Annotated in this window: 15 protein-coding genes; 11 read left to right on the forward strand and 4 right to left on the reverse strand. The window is 66.2% G+C overall.

What is annotated here, in order from left to right; genetic code table 11:
* The first annotated feature begins 155 nt into the window (after positions 1-155).
* Positions 156-1,262, forward strand: coding sequence for a branched-chain amino acid ABC transporter substrate-binding protein (locus PV773_RS10785; RefSeq protein WP_347966341.1), 1,107 nt, complete (start codon positions 156-158; stop codon positions 1,260-1,262).
* 82 nt (positions 1,263-1,344) lie between these two features.
* On the opposite strand, the gene PV773_RS10790 is transcribed toward PV773_RS10785, so the two are convergent.
* Positions 1,345-2,007: a YggS family pyridoxal phosphate-dependent enzyme gene (locus tag PV773_RS10790; protein WP_347966342.1), complete on the reverse strand. Its 663-nt coding sequence runs from the start codon at positions 2,005-2,007 to the stop codon at positions 1,345-1,347.
* A gap of 143 nt (positions 2,008-2,150) precedes the next feature.
* Here PV773_RS10790 and leuS point away from each other — a divergent pair, with 143 nt between their 5' ends.
* From leuS to PV773_RS10805, 3 genes are read left to right on the forward strand one after another with little or no spacing between them, the layout of a single operon-like run.
* Positions 2,151-4,769: a leucine--tRNA ligase gene (gene leuS, locus PV773_RS10795; protein WP_347966343.1), complete on the forward strand. Its 2,619-nt coding sequence runs from the start codon at positions 2,151-2,153 to the stop codon at positions 4,767-4,769.
* The gene (gene lptE / locus PV773_RS10800; RefSeq protein ID WP_347966344.1) at positions 4,756-5,319 is read left to right on the forward strand and encodes an LPS assembly lipoprotein LptE; all 564 of its coding nucleotides are present in this window, start codon (positions 4,756-4,758) and stop codon (positions 5,317-5,319) included. Before leuS ends, lptE begins: the two co-directional genes overlap by 14 nt.
* A 25-nt stretch (positions 5,320-5,344) precedes the next feature.
* Positions 5,345-6,475 (forward strand): AAA family ATPase, encoded by a 1,131-nt coding sequence (locus PV773_RS10805; protein ID WP_347966345.1) that lies wholly within the window; start codon positions 5,345-5,347, stop codon positions 6,473-6,475.
* On the opposite strand, the gene PV773_RS10810 is transcribed toward PV773_RS10805, so the two are convergent.
* Positions 6,472-7,368 carry a DMT family transporter gene (locus PV773_RS10810; protein WP_347966346.1) on the reverse strand — a complete coding sequence of 299 codons (897 nt, stop codon included), beginning with the start codon at positions 7,366-7,368 and terminating at the stop codon, positions 6,472-6,474. The genes PV773_RS10805 and PV773_RS10810 overlap by 4 nt on opposite strands.
* Positions 7,369-7,501: 133 nt before the next feature.
* Here PV773_RS10810 and PV773_RS10815 point away from each other — a divergent pair, with 133 nt between their 5' ends.
* Positions 7,502-7,939 carry an Lrp/AsnC family transcriptional regulator gene (locus PV773_RS10815; protein WP_347966347.1) on the forward strand — a complete coding sequence of 146 codons (438 nt, stop codon included), beginning with the start codon at positions 7,502-7,504 and terminating at the stop codon, positions 7,937-7,939.
* 60 nt (positions 7,940-7,999) lie between these two features.
* Here the strand turns inward: PV773_RS10815 and fsa are convergent, their stop codons facing one another.
* Positions 8,000-8,653, reverse strand: coding sequence for a fructose-6-phosphate aldolase (gene fsa, locus PV773_RS10820; protein WP_347966348.1), 654 nt, complete (start codon positions 8,651-8,653; stop codon positions 8,000-8,002).
* An 85-nt stretch (positions 8,654-8,738) separates the two neighbouring features.
* On the opposite strand from fsa, the gene PV773_RS10825 reads away from it, so the two are divergent.
* A complete protein-coding gene (locus PV773_RS10825; protein ID WP_347966349.1) occupies positions 8,739-10,922 on the forward strand; it encodes a primosomal protein N' in 2,184 nt (727 codons plus the stop codon).
* 1 nt (position 10,923) lies between these two features.
* On the opposite strand, the gene PV773_RS10830 is transcribed toward PV773_RS10825, so the two are convergent.
* Positions 10,924-11,472, reverse strand: a complete 549-nt coding sequence (locus tag PV773_RS10830) for a class I SAM-dependent methyltransferase (protein WP_347966350.1) — start codon at positions 11,470-11,472, stop codon at positions 10,924-10,926.
* Positions 11,473-11,582: 110 nt separating this feature from the next.
* On the opposite strand from PV773_RS10830, the gene PV773_RS10835 reads away from it, so the two are divergent.
* The 5 genes from PV773_RS10835 (at position 11,583) to atpD (ending at position 16,809) form a co-directional block, all read left to right on the forward strand.
* Positions 11,583-11,978 carry a DUF4345 family protein gene (locus tag PV773_RS10835; RefSeq protein WP_347966351.1) on the forward strand — a complete coding sequence of 132 codons (396 nt, stop codon included), beginning with the start codon at positions 11,583-11,585 and terminating at the stop codon, positions 11,976-11,978.
* Positions 11,979-12,216: 238 nt separating this feature from the next.
* Positions 12,217-12,777, forward strand: coding sequence for a F0F1 ATP synthase subunit delta (locus PV773_RS10840; protein ID WP_347966352.1), 561 nt, complete (start codon positions 12,217-12,219; stop codon positions 12,775-12,777).
* Positions 12,777-14,306 carry a F0F1 ATP synthase subunit alpha gene (gene atpA / locus PV773_RS10845; RefSeq protein WP_340038047.1) on the forward strand — a complete coding sequence of 510 codons (1,530 nt, stop codon included), beginning with the start codon at positions 12,777-12,779 and terminating at the stop codon, positions 14,304-14,306. Before PV773_RS10840 ends, atpA begins: the two co-directional genes overlap by 1 nt.
* A 16-nt stretch (positions 14,307-14,322) precedes the next feature.
* A complete protein-coding gene (locus tag PV773_RS10850; protein ID WP_347966353.1) occupies positions 14,323-15,207 on the forward strand; it encodes a F0F1 ATP synthase subunit gamma in 885 nt (294 codons plus the stop codon).
* Between the two features lie 60 nt (positions 15,208-15,267).
* The gene (gene atpD / locus PV773_RS10855) at positions 15,268-16,809 is read left to right on the forward strand and encodes a F0F1 ATP synthase subunit beta (protein ID WP_347966354.1); all 1,542 of its coding nucleotides are present in this window, start codon (positions 15,268-15,270) and stop codon (positions 16,807-16,809) included.
* The last annotated feature ends 1 nt before the right edge of the window (position 16,810 follow it).

Here is a 16,810-nt window from a genome sequence, read left to right on the forward strand (position 1 = left end):
GCGACAGTGCGCTTTCCGGGCGGGCGCGTTCGCACGCCAGAGGAAAGAGCGCCTTGTCAAAGTGGCAGAGCGCGCGCCGTCGTAACCTCGACGCACGCCGTTCTCCAACTTCCGCCGGACCCTATGGGCATGGCGGCTCAAAGGGAGATTACGTCATGAAATTGAAGACTTTTGCGGGCGTTTCGCTCGTCGCGATGCTTGCCTTCGCATCGGCCGCGCGCGCCGACATCACCATCGGCCTGGTGGCGCCGCTGACCGGCCCGGTGGCAGCCTATGGCGACCAGGTCAAGAACGGTGCCCAGGCGGCCGTCGATGCCATCAACGAGAAGGGCGGCATCCTCGGCGAGAAGGTGGTGCTGAAGCTCGCCGACGACGCGGGCGATCCCAAGCAGGGCGTCTCGGCTGCCAACCTGCTCGTCGGCGAAGGCGTGCAGTATGTCGTCGGCCCGGTCACCTCGGGCGTCGCCATTCCCGCGTCCGACGTCTTTGCCGAGAACGGCATCCTGATGGTCACGCCGACCGCCACCGCGCCGGACCTCACCACCCGCGGTCTCACCAACGTGCTGCGCACCTGCGGCCGCGACGACCAGCAGGCCGAAGTGGCCGCCGCCTATGTGCTCAAGAACATGAAGGACAAGCGCGTCGCGGTGATTCACGACAAGGGCACCTACGGCAAGGGCCTGGCCGACGCCTTCAAGGCGGCACTGAACAAGGGCGGCGTGACCGAAGTGCAGTACAACTCGCTCACCCCCGGCGAGAAGGACCTGTCGGCGCTCATCACACGCCTCAAGGCCGACAATGTCGAGGTCATCTACTTCGGCGGCTACCACCCCGAAGGCGGCCTCCTGGCGCGCCAGCTGAAGGACGGCGGCGTCAATGCGCTGATCATCGGCGGCGAGGGTCTGTCGAACACCGAGTTCTGGGCGATCGGCAACGAGGCGGCAGCCGGCACGCTGTTCACCAACGCCGCCGACGCGCTGAAGAACCCGGCATCGGCCGATGCAGTCAAGATCCTCACCGACAAGGGCATCCCCGCCGAGGCGTTCACGCTCAACGCCTATGCAGCCGTCGAGGTGCTCAAGGCCGGGATCGAGAAGGCCGGCAAGGCCGACGATACGGCCGCGGTTGCTACAGTGCTGAAGTCGGGCGAGCCGATCACCACCGCCATCGGCAACCTGACCTATGGCGAAAGCGGGGACCTGACCTCGCCGAGCTTCTCGCTGTTCAAGTGGGAAGGCGGCAAGATCGTCGCGGCCGAGTAAACCGCGCCAACACTTGCGAGATTGACGAGGCCGGGGCGAAAGCTCCGGCCTTTTTCTGGATCGTCGGTGGCTTGGGCGGAGCTCACCTTGCGCCGAAGATTGCCGAGCCGACGCGCACGCTGGTGGCGCCGAAGGCGACGGCGAGCTCGTAGTCGCCCGACATGCCCATCGACAGCTTTTCGACACCCGTTTCGCGCGCGAGCTTGTCGAGCAGGGCAAAATGCGGACCGGGATTCTCGTCCGCCGGCGGGATGCACATCAGGCCTTCGATCGTTAGCCCGTGGACCTCGCGGCAGCGCTTGACGAAGGCGACGGCTTCGCGCGGTTCGATGCCGGCCTTCTGCGGCTCGGAGCCGGTGTTGACCTGCACGTAGAGCTGCGGGGCGCGGCCCTGGCGTTCGATTTCCCTGGCCAGCTCGGCGGCGATTTTCTCCCGGTCGACCGTCTCGATGACGTCGAACAGAGCAACGGCCTCTTTCGCCTTGTTGGATTGCAAGGGGCCAATGAGATGCAGCTCGATATCGGGGAACTCGGCTTTCGGCGCCGGCCACTTGCCTTGCGCTTCCTGGACGCGGTTCTCGCCGAAGACGCGCTGGCCCGCCTCGATGACGGGTCGGATGTGCTCGGCGTCGAAGGTCTTGGATACGGCAACCAGCGTTGCCGAAGCTTCAGGCCTGTTGGCCTCGCGCTCCGCCGCACCTATCTTGTGCTTCACCAGCGCTAGCTGTTCGACCGACTTTTCCATGCCGCTGGCCCTGCTGCTTTTTGCCCGCCCCCTGCCTGCCGGAGTTGACGGGTCCGGGAATCCATGATGAACACCCGACAACGATTTCCTGAACCGCGGGTTTTCGCCCCGGTCCACGCACGCTTTTAAGTGAAAAACATCCGATGGCAACCGAACGATACAATCCGCGCGCGTCCGAACCCAAATGGCAGAAGGCCTGGGCCGACGCAAAGCTCTTCGAGACGAAGAACGACGATCCGCGGCCCAAGTACTACGTGCTCGAGATGTTCCCCTATCCGTCGGGGCGAATCCACATGGGTCACGTCCGCAACTACACGATGGGCGACGTCGTGGCGCGCTATCGCCGCGCCATGGGATGCAACGTGCTGCATCCGATGGGCTGGGACGCCTTCGGCATGCCGGCGGAAAACGCCGCCATGCAGAACAAGGTCCATCCCAAGGACTGGACCTACCAGAACATCGACACGATGCGCGGCCAGCTGAAGTCGATGGGCCTGTCGCTGGACTGGAGCCGCGAGTTCGCCACCTGCGACGTCGACTACTACCACCGCCAGCAGATGCTGTTCATCGACTTCGTCAAGAAGGGGCTGGTGACGCGCAAGTCGTCGAAGGTCAACTGGGACCCGGTCGACATGACCGTGCTCGCCAACGAGCAGGTCATCGACGGCCGCGGCTGGCGTTCCGGCGCCCTGGTCGAGCAGCGCGAGCTGACGCAGTGGTTCTTCAGGATCACCGACTTCGCCCAGGACCTGTCGGACGCGCTGGAAGGCCTCGACGAGTGGCCCGAGAAGGTCAAGCTGATGCAGCGCAACTGGATCGGCCGGTCGGAAGGCCTGTTGATCCGCTGGCCGCTGGCCAAGGGCACGGCACCCGCCGGCGAGACCGAGCTGGAGGTCTACACGACGCGCCCGGACACGATCTTCGGCGCCTCGTTCATGGCGATCTCGGCCGATCATCCGCTGGCCAGGAAAGCTGCCGAGAACAATCCCGAACTCGCCGCCTTCATGGAAGACGTGCGCCGCATGGGCACGTCGGTGGCAGCGCTCGAGACCGCCGAGAAGAAGGGCTTCGACACCGGCATCCGCGTGGTGCACCCCTTCGACGACAGCTGGACGCTGCCGGTCTATGTCGCCAACTTCGTGCTCATGGACTACGGCACGGGCGCCATCTTCGGCTGCCCGTCGGGCGACCAGCGCGACCTCGACTTCGCCAACAAGTACGGCCTGCCGGTGGTCCCGGTGGTGATGCCGGAAGGCGGCGATGCCGCGACCTTCCAGGTCACCGAGGAGGCCTATACCGATGACGGCGTGATGATCAATTCGCGCTTCCTCGACGGCATGAAGCCTGAGGCCGCGTTCAACGACGTGGCCGACCGGCTGGAGCAGATCTCGATCGGCAACCGGCCGATGGCGGAGCGCAAGGTTCAGTTCCGCCTGCGCGACTGGGGCATCTCGCGCCAGCGCTACTGGGGCTGCCCGATCCCGATGATCCATTGCGACGACTGCGGGGTCGTGCCGGTGCCGAAGGCCGACCTGCCGGTCAAGCTGCCCGACGACATCGAGTTCGACCGTCCCGGCAATCCGCTCGACCGTCACCCGACCTGGCGCCATGTCGCCTGCCCGAACTGCGGCAAGGATGCGCGCCGCGAGACCGACACGATGGACACTTTCGTGGACTCGTCGTGGTACTTCGCGCGCTTCACCGCGCCATGGGAGAACGACCCGACCGATCCGAAGGCCGCAAACGAATGGCTGCCGGTCGACCAGTATATCGGCGGCATCGAGCATGCGATCCTGCACCTGCTCTATTCGCGCTTCTTCACCCGCGCCATGCGCGAGGCCGGCCATCTGAACCTCGCCGAGCCGTTCAAGGGCCTGTTCACGCAGGGCATGGTCGTGCATGAGACCTACAGGGGTCCGAACGGCTGGGTGACGCCGGCCGAGATCAAGATCGAGGATGTCGACGGCAAGCGCCGGGCGGCGCTGCTGTCAGATGGCACGCCCATCGAGATCGGCTCGATCGAGAAGATGTCGAAGTCGAAGAAGAACGTGGTCGATCCCGACGACATCATCGCCAGCTACGGCGCCGACACGGCGCGCTGGTTCATGCTGTCGGATTCGCCGCCCGAGCGCGACGTGATCTGGACCGAGGCCGGCGTCGAGGGGGCCCACCGCTTCGTCCAGCGCGTCTGGCGCCTGGTCTCCGAATCGGCCGAGGTGCTGGCCAAGGCCGAGCCGAAGGCAGCGCATGACGGCGATGCGGCGGCCGTTTCCAAGGCGGCGCACAAGGCGCTGAAGTCGGTCGGCGAGGACATCGGCAAGCTCGCCTTCAACAAGGCCGTCGCGCGCATCTACGAACTCAGCAACGCGCTGCAGGCGCCGCTGGCCGACGCTGCCGCCGGCAAGGCTCCGGCCGAGACGGTTTCGGCGCTGCGCGAGGCGATCGACATCCTCATCGTCATGATCGCGCCGATGATGCCGCACCTCGCCGAAGAGTGCTGGGTGGCGCTCGGCGGGGACGGGCTCGTGGCCGATCGGCAGTGGCCGGCCTTCGATGCGGCGCTCGTCGTCGACAACGAGATCACCTATCCGGTGCAGATCAACGGCAAGAAGCGTGCGGATTTGACAATTGCCCGCGACGCAGATCAAGTGGCGGTCGAAAAAGCGGCGCTGGCTTTGGAAGCAGTGCAGAAGGCACTCGACGGCAAGGCTCCGCGCAAGGTGATCGTTGTTCCGCAGAGGATCGTCAATGTCGTTGCCTGAGGCGCGGACAACTCCGCGTTCGTCGCGATCTGCTGTCGGGCTGGCCCTGGCGGCGTCGCTTGTACTGATCTCCGCCTGCACGGTTCGTCCGCTCTATTCGGACGGCCCGGCGTCGGCCGGTGTCGAAGCCGGCACGGCCACGCAGCTGGCCTCGATCAACATCAAGCCGGTCAACACCCGCTATGGCCAGGAAGTCCGCAACCAGCTGATCTTCCTGTTCAACGGCGGTGCGGGCCAGCAGGCAAGCGCGCCCTACACGATGGAGCTTTCCGTCTCGGAGCTCACCGAATCGGCGCTGCTGGCGCCGGTTACGGCCGAAGACGACGAGCCCACGGCGGGTACGGTCACGCTGACCGGCACCTATGTCATCACCGAGAACCGCACCGGCAAGCGCATAGCTGCCGGACGGCGCAACGTGTCGGCATCCTATGACCGGCCGCGCCAGGAGTTCGCCAACATGCGGGCGCAGCGCGACGCCTCCAACCGGGCGGCGCGCGAACTGGCCGAGTTGCTCAGGCTCGCCATAGCCCAGGACATGTCCAAGGGCTGAGACGGGCGGAGGGCGGGATCGCTCGATGCGGTTGACGTCATTTTCGGCTGCCGGTTATCGCTCGCTGCGGTCCATCAGGCTCGACATCGGCCAGGTCTCGGTCTTCGTCGGCGAGAATGGGGTCGGCAAGTCCAATCTCTATCGCGCCCTGCAGCTCATCAAGGCTTCGGCCGAAGGCACGCTCGCCCGCGAGATCGCCGGCGAGGGCGGCATGGGTTCGGCCCTGTGGTCGGGCAAGAGGCGAACCGGACAGCCGGTCCGCGTCGTCATCGATGCCGAGTTCCTCGACGACGAGACGGCGGCGCGCCACGCCTACAAGGTCGAGATCGGCCTGCCGCCCCCCGTCTCCGCCGGCTTTGCCTTCGAACCCCACGTCAAGGAAGAGACCCTGAGCGTCGATGCGGGCAGGCGCCCGGTCGAGATGATGTCGCGCAAGGGCCAGGCAGTCTTCGCCCGCGACGCCGACGGCCGGCGGGTCGAACATCCCGAGCGTGTGCTGAATTCCGAGACGGCGCTGGCGCTGCTCGGCGGGGCAGGGCGCTATCCGGAGGTCGGCGACATGCGTGCCGCCGTCGGCGGCTGGCGCTTCTATCACGGCTTCCGCACCGACACGGAGTCGCCGGCGCGCCGGGCGGCGCTCGCGACGACCTCGCCGATGCTCGACGAGGATGGCGCCAACCTGGCGGCGGTGTTCGCGACGCTCAGGCACATCCGCGGCGACACGGTCGAACTCGACCGCTGCATCGCCGAGGCGCTGGGCGGAGCCCAGCTCGACGTTCCGGTGCCGGCCGAGACGGCGACCTTCGGGTTGGTGCTGCCCGAGTTCCCGCAGCGCATCTTCCGCCCGCAGGAGCTTTCCGACGGGCAGATCAGGTTCCTGGCGCTCGCCGGGGCGCTGATGTCCTACCGCCTGCCGAAGCTCATCGCGCTCAACGAGCCGGAGGCGAGCCTGCATCCGCGCATGATGCCGGCGCTGGCCGACATGATCGCGGCGGCGGCGGAGCGCACGCAAGTCTGGATCGTCACCCATTCGCGCGAGCTGGCGGACCTCGTGCGCGATCGTACCGGCGCCCGTTCGATGACGGTGCTACGCAACGATGGCGCGACCAGCATTGAGGGCATGCGCATCACCGGCGAGATGCCCGACGACGACTAGCCGGCTTCCGGGCTGGCTTGCCGTTGCGAAAATGTCCAGCCCAGCGTCATGGCCGCGGCGGCGAGCAGGATGGCGGCGGCGCCGGCGAGCTGCAGGGCCTGCAGGCGCTGGCCGAAGGCGATGTAATCTGCCGCAATCGCCACCACCGGGTAGATGAAGGATAGTGCGCCGACGAGGTTGGTCGGCAGCTTCTGGATCGCACCGTAGAGCAGGATGTACATCAGCCCGGTGTGGATGACGCCAATAGCGATGAGGATGGCCCAGCTGCGCAGGTCGGCCGGCGGGCGGCCGAGATCGGCGAAGGGCGCCAGCATGACGACGCCGACCACGACCTGGATCAGCGCGATCAGGTGCGGCGGCACGCCCTTGAGTTTCTTGGCGACGATCGCCGCGATGGCATAGAGGAAGGCGGCGCCAAGGGCGAGCAGGATGCCGCCGACATAGTCGGAGCCGACATGGGCAGCGCCCGACTTGCCCTCGACGATCAGCAGCATGCCTGTGAAGGCCACCAGCAGCCAGCCGAGCTTGGCGAGCGTGATGCGCTCGCCGAACAGCAACGCGCCGAGGGCCACCAGCATGAAGGGCTGGGTGTTGTAGGCGGCGGTCGCGATCGAGATCGAGGCGCGCGGGAAGGCGGCGAAGAGCAGCACCCAGTTGGCGACGATGGCGATGCCGCCGATGACGGCATAGGCGATCTGGCGGCGCGTGATGACGTCGGGCCGGAGCAGGCCGAGCCCGGCACAGATCGCCAGCAGGGTCAGCGCACCGAAGGCACAGCGCCAGAACACAACCGACATGACAGGCTGGCCGGACAGCACGACGAACAGCCCGATCGTGCCGGAGATCACCATTGCCGCGGTCATCTCGACAGTGCCGCGCGTTGTGTCCGTCATGTGGCTGCTCCCTTGCTAGGTCATGCGTATTATCCGCAGGGACAGGGCTGAAAACCATGGCGTGGCAGAGCCATTTGCTCGATATAGCCTGATAATGTAAGGTCGGTTCAGGAATATGCCTTCGGAGCGTGGCGTGCTTGACGATATCGACCGGCGCATCGTCGAAATCCTGGTCGAGGACGCCAGGATTTCGCTGAAAGAGCTGGCCCAGCGGGTCGGCCTGTCGTCGCCGAGCGCATCGGAAAGGCTGAAGCGGCTGGAGGAGCGCGGCGTCATCCGCGGCTTCACCATCGAGGTGGACCCGGCAGCGCTTGGCTACACGCTCCAGGCCATCGTCCGCATCCGGCCGCTGCCCGGCAAGCTGCATGTGGTGCAGGACCTGATCCAGCAGATCCCGCAATTCTCCGAATGCGACAAGGTGACGGGCGACGACTGCTTTGTCGCCCGGCTGCACATCCGCTCGATCGACGAGCTGGACAAGATCCTCGACCAGATCACCGACAAGGCCGAAACCAACAGCTCGATCGTCAAGGCGCAGCCGGTGAAACGGCGATTGCCGCCGCTGAGCTGACCTCCAGACACGAAAAAGCCGGCGCTGGTGGCGCCGGCTTCTTCGTCTTGGCGGGAAGGATCAGCCGATCTTCTGCCCGGTCTTGGCCCAGTCGGCCAGGAACATCTCGAGGCCCTTGTCGGTCAGCGGATGCTTGACCAGCGCCTTCAGCGTTGCCGGCGGGATGGTGGCGACGTCGGCACCGATGAGGGCTGCGCGCTTGACGTGCTCGGTCGAGCGGATCGAAGCGGCGAGGATCTCGGTGTCGAAGCCGTAGTTGTCGTAGATGTGGCGGATCTCGGCGATCAGCTCCATGCCGTCGACGGCCATGTCGTCGAGGCGGCCGATGAAGGGCGAGATGAAGGTGGCGCCGGCCTTGGCGGCGAGCAGCGCCTGGTTGGCCGAGAAGCACAGGGTGACGTTGACCAGGCGGCCGTCCGAAGTGAGCGCGCGGCAGGCCTTGAGGCCGTCGAGGGTGAGCGGCACCTTGATGCAGATGTTGTCGGCGATCTTCGACAGCACCTCGGCTTCCTTCATCATCTCGGCATATTCGGTGGCAGCGACTTCCGCCGAAACCGGACCATCGACGATGTCGCAGATTTCCTTGGTCACTTCGGCGATGTTGCGGCCCGACTTGAGGATCAGCGACGGGTTGGTGGTGACGCCGTCAAGCAGGCCGAGCTCGTTGAGCTCGCGGATTTCCTTGACGTCGGCGGTGTCGACGAAAAACTTCATTTCAGTCTCCTTCGTGGCGGGGCTTGGGGGGCACCCAACGGGTCGGCCTTTGCTCTAAACCAAGTTCGGGGCAAGGTCACGCGTCATGACCGCCGATTCGCCAACAAGAAGGGCCGCACCCGTGCTCGTGCCGATGCCGGCCGAGCGGGCGTACTCCTATGCGGTGCCCGAAGGCATGGACGTCGTGGCCGGTTCGATCGTGCGCGTGCCGCTCGGACCGCGCGAAGTGGCCGGCATCGTCTGGGACGGACCGGTCGAGACGGTCGATCCGAAGAAGCTCCGGCCGATCTCGCATGTCTTCGACTGTCCGCCGATCGGCGAGCAGATGCGGCGCTTCGTCGACTGGGTGGCGCACTACACGATCTCGCCGCCCGGCATGGTGGCGCGCATGATCCTGCGCGCGCCGGAAGCCTTCGACCCCGAGCCGTGGACGGAAGGCATCGTCCGCACTGAGGCCAGCCCCGACCGCATGACCGCGGCGCGCGAGCGCGTCCTGGAGATGGCAAATGACGGCATGGCGTGGACGCGCTCGGGCCTGGCGCATGCCGCCGGCGTGTCGTCGACCGTCGTCGATGGCCTCAAGGCGCAGGGCGTGTTCGAGACGGTGATGATTCCGCCGCGACCGGTCGTGGCCGCGCCGGACACATCCTATTCGACTGCCGAACTCGTCGGCGAGCAGCAGTTGGCGGCTAAGGATTTGCGCGAGCTGGTGGCCGCCGACCGCTTCGGCGTCAGCCTGATCGACGGCGTCACCGGGTCGGGCAAGACCGAGGTCTATTTCGAGGCTGTCGCCGCAGCGCTCGACAAGGGCAGGCAGGTGCTGATCCTGCTGCCGGAAATCGCGTTGACCCAGGCGTTCCTCGAGCGCTTCCAGAGCCGCTTCGGCACCAAGCCGGCCGAGTGGCATTCGGACCTGCCGCCGCGGATGCGCGAACGCGTCTGGCGCCAGGTGGCGGAGGGCGGCGTCCGTGTGGTGGCCGGCGCGCGTTCGGCGCTGTTCCTGCCGTTCAAGGAACTCGGCCTGATCGTCGTCGACGAGGAGCACGACCCCGCCTACAAGCAGGAAGACCGGGTGTTCTACAACGCCCGCGACATGGCCGTGGTGCGCGCCCATATCGGAGGTTTCCCTGTCGTCCTGGCGTCGGCCACGCCGTCGGTCGAAAGCCGGGTCAACGCCGAGCAGGGCAAGTATCGCCGCACGGTGCTGTCGGCGCGCTTCGCCGAAGCTGCACTGCCGCATCTCGCCACCGTCGACATGCGCCGCTCGCCGCCGGCACGCGGCGGGTTCCTGTCGCCGGTGCTGCTCGGCAAGATGCGGGAGAATCTCGGCCGGCAGGAGCAGTCGCTGCTGTTCCTCAACCGGCGCGGCTATGCGCCGCTGACGCTGTGCCGCGTCTGCGGTCATCGCTTCGGCTGCCCGGTCTGCTCGGCCTGGCTGGTCGAGCATCGTTTCCGCGGCCAGCTCGTCTGCCACCATTGCGGCCACAGCGAGAAGCGGCCCGAGGCCTGCCCGGAATGCGGCACCTTCGACCACCTGGTCGCCTGTGGCCCGGGCGTCGAGCGCATCGCCGAGGAGGTGGTACAGCATTTCCCCGATGCCCGCACCATCGTCCTGTCGTCCGACATGCTGGGCGGCGTGAAGCGGCTGAGGCTCGAACTCGAGGCCATCGCCAACGGCGAGGCCGACATCGTCATCGGCACCCAGCTCGTCGCCAAGGGCCACAACTTCCCGAACATGACGCTGGTGGGGGTGGTCGATGCCGACCTCGGACTCGCCAATGGCGACCCGCGTGCCGCCGAGCGCACCTACCAGCTCTTGTCGCAGGTGACTGGCCGCGCCGGCCGCACCGGCAAGAAGAGCCTTGGCCTGTTGCAGACGTTCCAGCCCGACCATCCGGTGATGCGGGCGATCGTCTCCGGCGATTCGGAGGCGTTCTACGAACGCGAGATCGTCGAGCGCGAGCGCGCCGCGCTGCCGCCCTTCGGCCGGCTAGCGGGCATCATCGTCAGCGCCGCGACGCGCGCCGAGGCGGAGAGCCATGCGCGGGGGCTGCGCCGGGCCGCCAAGGCCGCTCAGGACGTTCACGTGCTCGGTCCCGCCGAGGCGCCGCTGGCGCTGGTCGGCGGGCGCCACCGCTTCCGCCTGCTGGTGCAGGCCGAACGCCGCGCCGATATCCAGGGATACATCCGCGCGATGCTGGCCGAGGGTCCCAAGGTGCGCGGTTCGGTGCGCGTGCAGGTCGACATCGACCCGCAGAGCTTTCTCTAGCCTAAGTCCCGGGTCGGGCGATGATGCCTAGCAGCGGCGGGGTCGGCGTCGGACCTGTCGCCACCTCGTCGACCACATAGCCGGCGGCCTTCAGCCGAACCTCTATGGCGCGCCTGATGGTGTCGATCTGGCCGGCGCTCGGCGGCTCGAAGAACAGGAACAGCCTGCCGCCCGCAGCAAGAAGCGGTTTCAGCACGGCAAGCTCGCGCATCGCCTCCAGCCAAAACAGGTTGACGTTGATGGCGAAGATCTTGTCGAAGGTCCTGTTCGGGGCCGCGTAATCGGCCAGGGTGGATTGCACGATTTCGGCCTTGCCTGCGGCGATCGCTTTCGCGTTTCGCTCGATGGCTGCCTTCGCTGCGCTGTCGGAGCGGTCGAGCCCGACGATATGGCCAGCGACCAGCAACCCGGAGACCTCGGCCAAGGCCACGCCGCGACCACAGCCGATTTCCAGAATGTGGTCACCTGGGCCGACTTGCAGGAGGCCGATCGACCAACTGATCCTCTCCGGTATCGCCATGTCCCCCTCCCGGCGTTCCCCGGGGAGCATAGCCGATCGCCGGCATTTCGCCAGTTACTCCTCTGGTACTGTTTGCCGGGTCGGCTATGATCCTCCGGGATTCGCGGCGCGTCGGCGATGCGGAAGCCGGAGGGGGAAATATGGAGTTCGCATTTCCGTGGCCGATGAGCCAGGGCGAATGGCTGGCCTGGGGTTCGGCGGCCGTCACGCTGCTGTTCGGCGTGATCCTGTTCTTCGCGCCGCGCATCGCCTTTCGGCTGCTCAGGCTCCAGCCCCGCCCCGACCATCCGGAGGCGATCGCCCAGGGACGCTCCACGATGGCGGGGTTTTTCCTCGGCGTCGGCCTTTGCGCGATCCTGCTCGCCCAGCCCTGGCTCTACATGGCGCTTGGCGTGTCCTGGCTGCTCACGGCCTTCGGGCGCATCGTGGCCATGATGTCGGACGGCGCCAACACCCCATACAACTGGGTAGCGGCGGTCATCGAACTGGCATTGGCGGCCCTACCCCTTGGGTTTGTTTTCGGCTTCTGGCCCTGAATCGGCGCCTACCCGGCGTCTTCCTCGCCAAGATGCGACAATAGTGCCCGAAAGCCTGCTAGAGGACGTGTTGCGGTCCTCAAAAGCCTGTGCTAGACGGCAATCGACTTTCGGCCGGGGGGATGCGGCTGACGCGAGCTCCGGGGTCAAATAACGCAGTAAGGTCAAAGATTTAGCTGGGTCTATCACACTCGCGCCAAGAATCTTGCGGCCTGTCAGACATGAGAAAAGACGGTCCGTGACCCAATCTTCCTCGCCAATCTCCGGTGTTGCTGAGCGCTATGCGGGTTCGCTCTTCGATCTCGCGCTCGAAGCCGGCGCCGTCGCCAAGGTCGAAGCCGACCTCGGCCGTTTCGCAGAGTTGCTCGCGGGCAGCCCCGACCTGGAGCGCCTGATCAAGAGCCCGGTCTTCTCCGGCGAAGAGCAGGAAAAGGCCATTGCGGCGATCGCCGACAAGGCCAAGATCGTCGGCCTCACCGGCAATTTCCTGCGCCTGGTCGCGCGCAACCGCCGCCTGTTCGTCCTGCCCGGCATGATCGCAGCATTCCGCCGCATCGCCGCCGAGCATCGTGGCGAAGTGGCGGCCGAGGTGACTTCGGCCCATGACCTGACGGCCGCCCAGCTTGCCGAACTCAAGACGGCGCTGAAGGGCGTGGCCGGCAAAGATGTCGCGATCACCGTTTCGGTCGATCCCTCGCTGCTCGGCGGTCTCGTCGTGAAGATGGGTTCGCGCCAGATCGATACGTCGCTCAAAACCAAACTCAATTCGCTCAAGCTTGCACTGAAAGAGGTCGGCTGATGGACATCCGCGCCGCGGAAATCTCCGCAATTCTGAAAGACCAGATCAAGAATTTCGGCAAGGAAGCCGAAGTTTCCGAAGTCGGTCAGGTCCTGTCGGTAGGTGACGGCATCGCCCGCGTCTATGGTCTCGACAACGTCCAGGCGGGCGAGATGGTCGAGTTTCCGGGCGGCATCCGTGGCATGGCGCTGAACCTCGAAAGCGACAATGTCGGCGTCGTCATCTTCGGCAGCGACCGCGACATCAAGGAAGGCGACACCGTCAAGCGCACCGGCGCCATTGTCGACGTTCCGGTCGGTCCGGAGCTGCTCGGCCGCGTCGTCGACGCCCTCGGCAACCCGATCGACGGCAAGGGCCCGATCAAGGCCAAGGAGCGCCGCCGCGTCGACGTCAAGGCTCCCGGCATCATTCCCCGCAAGTCGGTGCACGAGCCGATGTCGACCGGTCTCAAGGCCATCGACGCGCTCATCCCGGTCGGCCGCGGCCAGCGCGAGCTGGTCATCGGCGACCGTCAGACCGGCAAGACCGCCATCATCCTCGACACCATCCTGAACCAGAAGGCGATCCACGTCGCCGGCCCGGAAAAGGAAAAGCTCTACTGCGTCTACGTCGCCGTCGGCCAGAAGCGCTCGACCGTCGCGCAGTTCGTGAAGGTGCTCGAAGAGCGTGGCGCGCTCGAATACTCGATCGTCATCGCCGCGACCGCTTCGGACGCTGCGCCGATGCAGTTCCTGGCGCCGTTCGCAGGCTGCGCCATGGGCGAATATTTCCGCGACAACGGCAAGCATGCCCTGATCGCCTATGACGACCTGTCCAAGCAGGCCGTCGCCTACCGCCAGATGTCGCTGCTGCTGCGCCGCCCGCCGGGCCGCGAAGCCTATCCGGGCGACGTCTTCTACTTGCACTCCCGCCTGCTCGAGCGCGCGGCCAAGCTCAACGACGAGAACGGCGCCGGTTCGCTGACCGCGCTTCCCGTCATCGAGACGCAGGCCAACGACGTGTCGGCCTACATCCCGACCAACGTGATCTCGATCACCGACGGCCAGATCTTCCTCGAGACCAACCTGTTCTTCCAGGGCATCCGTCCTGCCGTGAACGTCGGTCTGTCGGTGTCGCGCGTCGGCTCGTCGGCCCAGGTCAAGGCGATGAAGCAGGTCGCCGGCTCGATCAAGGGCGAGCTCGCGCAGTACCGCGAAATGGCGGCCTTCGCGCAGTTCGGCTCGGACCTCGACGCCGCCACCCAGCGTCTGCTCAACCGCGGTGCGCGCCTGACCGAGCTGCTCAAGCAGCCGCAGTTCTCGCCGCTCAAGACGGAAGAGCAGGTCGCGGTGATCTTCGCCGGCGTCAACGGCTATCTCGACAAGCTCGCCCTGAAGCAGGTCGGCAAGTTCGAGCAGGGCCTGCTGGCGCACCTGCATTCGGAAGGCAAGGACGTCCTCGACGGTATCCGTACCGAGAAGGCGCTCAGCGACGACCTGCGCGGCAAGCTCAAGGCCCACATCGACGCTTTCGCGAAAAACTTCGCCTGACACTGACGGATAAGGCATGGCCTCGCTAAAAGACCTCCGCAACCGCATCGCCTCGGTCAAGGCGACGCAGAAGATCACCAAGGCGATGCAGATGGTCGCCGCGGCGAAGCTGCGTCGTGCCCAGGAGGCCGCCGAGGCTGCGCGTCCCTACTCGCAGCGCATGGGTGCCGTTCTCGCAAACATCGCCCAGGCGGTCGGCGGCGACGGCGATGCTCCGGCGCTGATGACCGGAACCGGCAAGGACGACGTGCACCTGCTCGTCGTCTGCACGGCCGAACGTGGCCTTTGCGGCGGCTTCAACAGCCAGATCTCGCGTCTGGCCCGCGACCACGTGCGCAAGCTGCAGGGCCAGGGCAAGACGGTCAAGATCATCACCGTCGGCAAGAAGGGCTACGACGTGCTGCGCCGCGACTTCGCGTCGCTGATCATCGATCGCGTCGAACTGCGCGATGCAAAGCAGGTCGGTTTCGTGCACGCCGACATGATCGCCAAGAAGGTGATCACGCTGTTCAACGAAGGCGGTTTTGACGTCTGCACGCTGTTCTACTCCGAATTCAAGTCGGTGATCAGCCAGATCCCGACCGCGCAGCAGCTCATCCCGGCGGCGGCCGCTTCGGCCACGGCGGATGAATCAGCCGCAGGCGGCGCCATCTACGAATACGAGCCGGAGCCGAGCGAAATCCTCGGCGACCTCATCCCGCGCAACATCTCGGTGCAGATCTTCCGGGCGCTGCTGGAGAACGCGGCGGGCGAAATGGGTGCCAAGATGAGCGCGATGGACAACGCCACGCGCAACGCCGGCGACATGATCAACAGGCTGACGATCACCTACAACCGCCAGCGTCAGGCCCAGATCACCAAGGAACTGATCGAGATTATTTCGGGCGCCGAGGCGCTCTAGGCACGCGACCCCGAGGGCAGGGTTTGCGTGAAACAAGGAACGGACACAGAGGTTACATCGATGGCTAAAGCAGCTACTCCGAAAGCGGCGGCGGAAAAGGCCCCCGCAGCAAAGAAGGCGGCGCCTGCGAAGGCAGCCGCTGCCAAGGTCGAGAAGACGGTAATCGCCGCGGGTGCCAATGGCCGCGTCACGCAGGTCATCGGCGCCGTCGTCGACGTCGCTTTCGACGGCGAGCTGCCGGCCATCCTGACCGCGCTCGAGACCGACAACAGCGGCAACCGCCTGGTGCTCGAGGTTGCCCAGCACCTCGGCGAAAACACCGTGCGCTGCATCGCCATGGACACCACCGAAGGTCTGGTCCGCGGCCAGCCCGTCGCCAACACGGGTTCGCCGATCACCGTTCCGGTCGGCGACGAGACGCTCGGCCGCATCATGAACGTCATCGGCGAGCCGGTCGACGAAGCCGGCCCGGTCAAGACCAAGTCGCGCCGCGCCATCCACCAGGACGCGCCGGCCTATGTCGAGCAGTCGACGGAAGCCCAGATCCTGGTCACCGGCATCAAGGTCGTCGACCTGCTCGCTCCCTACGCACGCGGCGGCAAGATCGGCCTGTTCGGCGGCGCCGGCGTCGGCAAGACCGTTCTGATCCAGGAACTGATCAACAACGTCGCCAAGGCGCACGGCGGTTACTCGGTGTTCGCCGGCGTTGGCGAGCGCACCCGCGAGGGCAACGACCTCTATCACGAAATGATCGAGTCGGGCGTCAACAAGGACCCGCACGAGAACAACGGCTCGACCGAAGGTTCGAAGTGCGCCCTGGTGTTCGGCCAGATGAACGAGCCGCCGGGCGCCCGCGCTCGCGTCGCCCTCTCGGGCCTGACCATCGCCGAGCACTTCCGCGACCAGGGCCAGGACGTTCTGTTCTTCGTCGACAACATCTTCCGCTTCACCCAGGCGGGCTCGGAAGTGTCGGCTCTGCTCGGCCGCATTCCTTCGGCCGTGGGCTATCAGCCGACGCTGGCGACCGACATGGGCGCCATGCAGGAGCGCATCACCACCACCACCAAGGGCTCGATCACCTCGGTGCAGGCCATCTACGTGCCCGCCGACGACCTGACCGACCCGGCGCCGGCAACGTCGTTCGCGCACCTCGACGCGACGACCGTTCTCAACCGCGCGATCTCGGAAAAGGGTATCTACCCGGCCGTCGACCCGCTCGACTCGACCTCGCGCATGCTCGACCCGCTGATCGTCGGCGAAGAGCACTACTCGGTCGCCCGCCGCGTCCAGGAAATCCTCCAGCGCTACAAGTCGCTGCAGGACATCATCGCCATCCTGGGCATGGACGAGCTGTCGGAAGAGGACAAGGTCACGGTTGCCCGCGCCCGCAAGGTCGAGCGCTTCCTGTCGCAGCCGTTCTTCGTCGCCGAGGTGTTCACCGGTTCGCCGGGCCAGCTGGTTCCGCTCGAAGACACGATCAAGAGCTTCAAGGGCCTGGTCGAAGGCGAGTACGACCACCTGCCGGAAGCTGCCTTCTACATGGTCGGCGGCATCGACATGGCGATCGAGAAGGCCCAGCGCCTGGCTGCGGAAGCGGCGTAAG

It is taken from the genome of Mesorhizobium sp. CC13, from assembly GCF_039907765.1.
In the GTDB taxonomy this organism is placed as follows: domain Bacteria; phylum Pseudomonadota; class Alphaproteobacteria; order Rhizobiales; family Rhizobiaceae; genus Aminobacter.

Coding starts and splice junctions, on each gene's coding strand:
- PV773_RS10835 (WP_347966351.1), top strand. CDS start 11,583: ATGGAGTTCGCATTTCCGTGGCCGATGAGCCAGGGCGAATGGCTGGCC.
- PV773_RS10825 (WP_347966349.1), top strand. CDS start 8,739: ATGACCGCCGATTCGCCAACAAGAAGGGCCGCACCCGTGCTCGTGCCG.
- atpA (WP_340038047.1), top strand. CDS start 12,777: ATGGACATCCGCGCCGCGGAAATCTCCGCAATTCTGAAAGACCAGATC.
- PV773_RS10785 (WP_347966341.1), top strand. CDS start 156: ATGAAATTGAAGACTTTTGCGGGCGTTTCGCTCGTCGCGATGCTTGCC.
- atpD (WP_347966354.1), top strand. CDS start 15,268: ATGGCTAAAGCAGCTACTCCGAAAGCGGCGGCGGAAAAGGCCCCCGCA.
- PV773_RS10805 (WP_347966345.1), top strand. CDS start 5,345: ATGCGGTTGACGTCATTTTCGGCTGCCGGTTATCGCTCGCTGCGGTCC.
- PV773_RS10830 (WP_347966350.1), bottom strand. CDS start 11,472: ATGCTCCCCGGGGAACGCCGGGAGGGGGACATGGCGATACCGGAGAGG.
- PV773_RS10850 (WP_347966353.1), top strand. CDS start 14,323: ATGGCCTCGCTAAAAGACCTCCGCAACCGCATCGCCTCGGTCAAGGCG.
- lptE (WP_347966344.1), top strand. CDS start 4,756: ATGTCGTTGCCTGAGGCGCGGACAACTCCGCGTTCGTCGCGATCTGCT.
- leuS (WP_347966343.1), top strand. CDS start 2,151: ATGGCAACCGAACGATACAATCCGCGCGCGTCCGAACCCAAATGGCAG.
- fsa (WP_347966348.1), bottom strand. CDS start 8,653: ATGAAGTTTTTCGTCGACACCGCCGACGTCAAGGAAATCCGCGAGCTC.
- PV773_RS10810 (WP_347966346.1), bottom strand. CDS start 7,368: ATGACGGACACAACGCGCGGCACTGTCGAGATGACCGCGGCAATGGTG.
- PV773_RS10790 (WP_347966342.1), bottom strand. CDS start 2,007: ATGGAAAAGTCGGTCGAACAGCTAGCGCTGGTGAAGCACAAGATAGGT.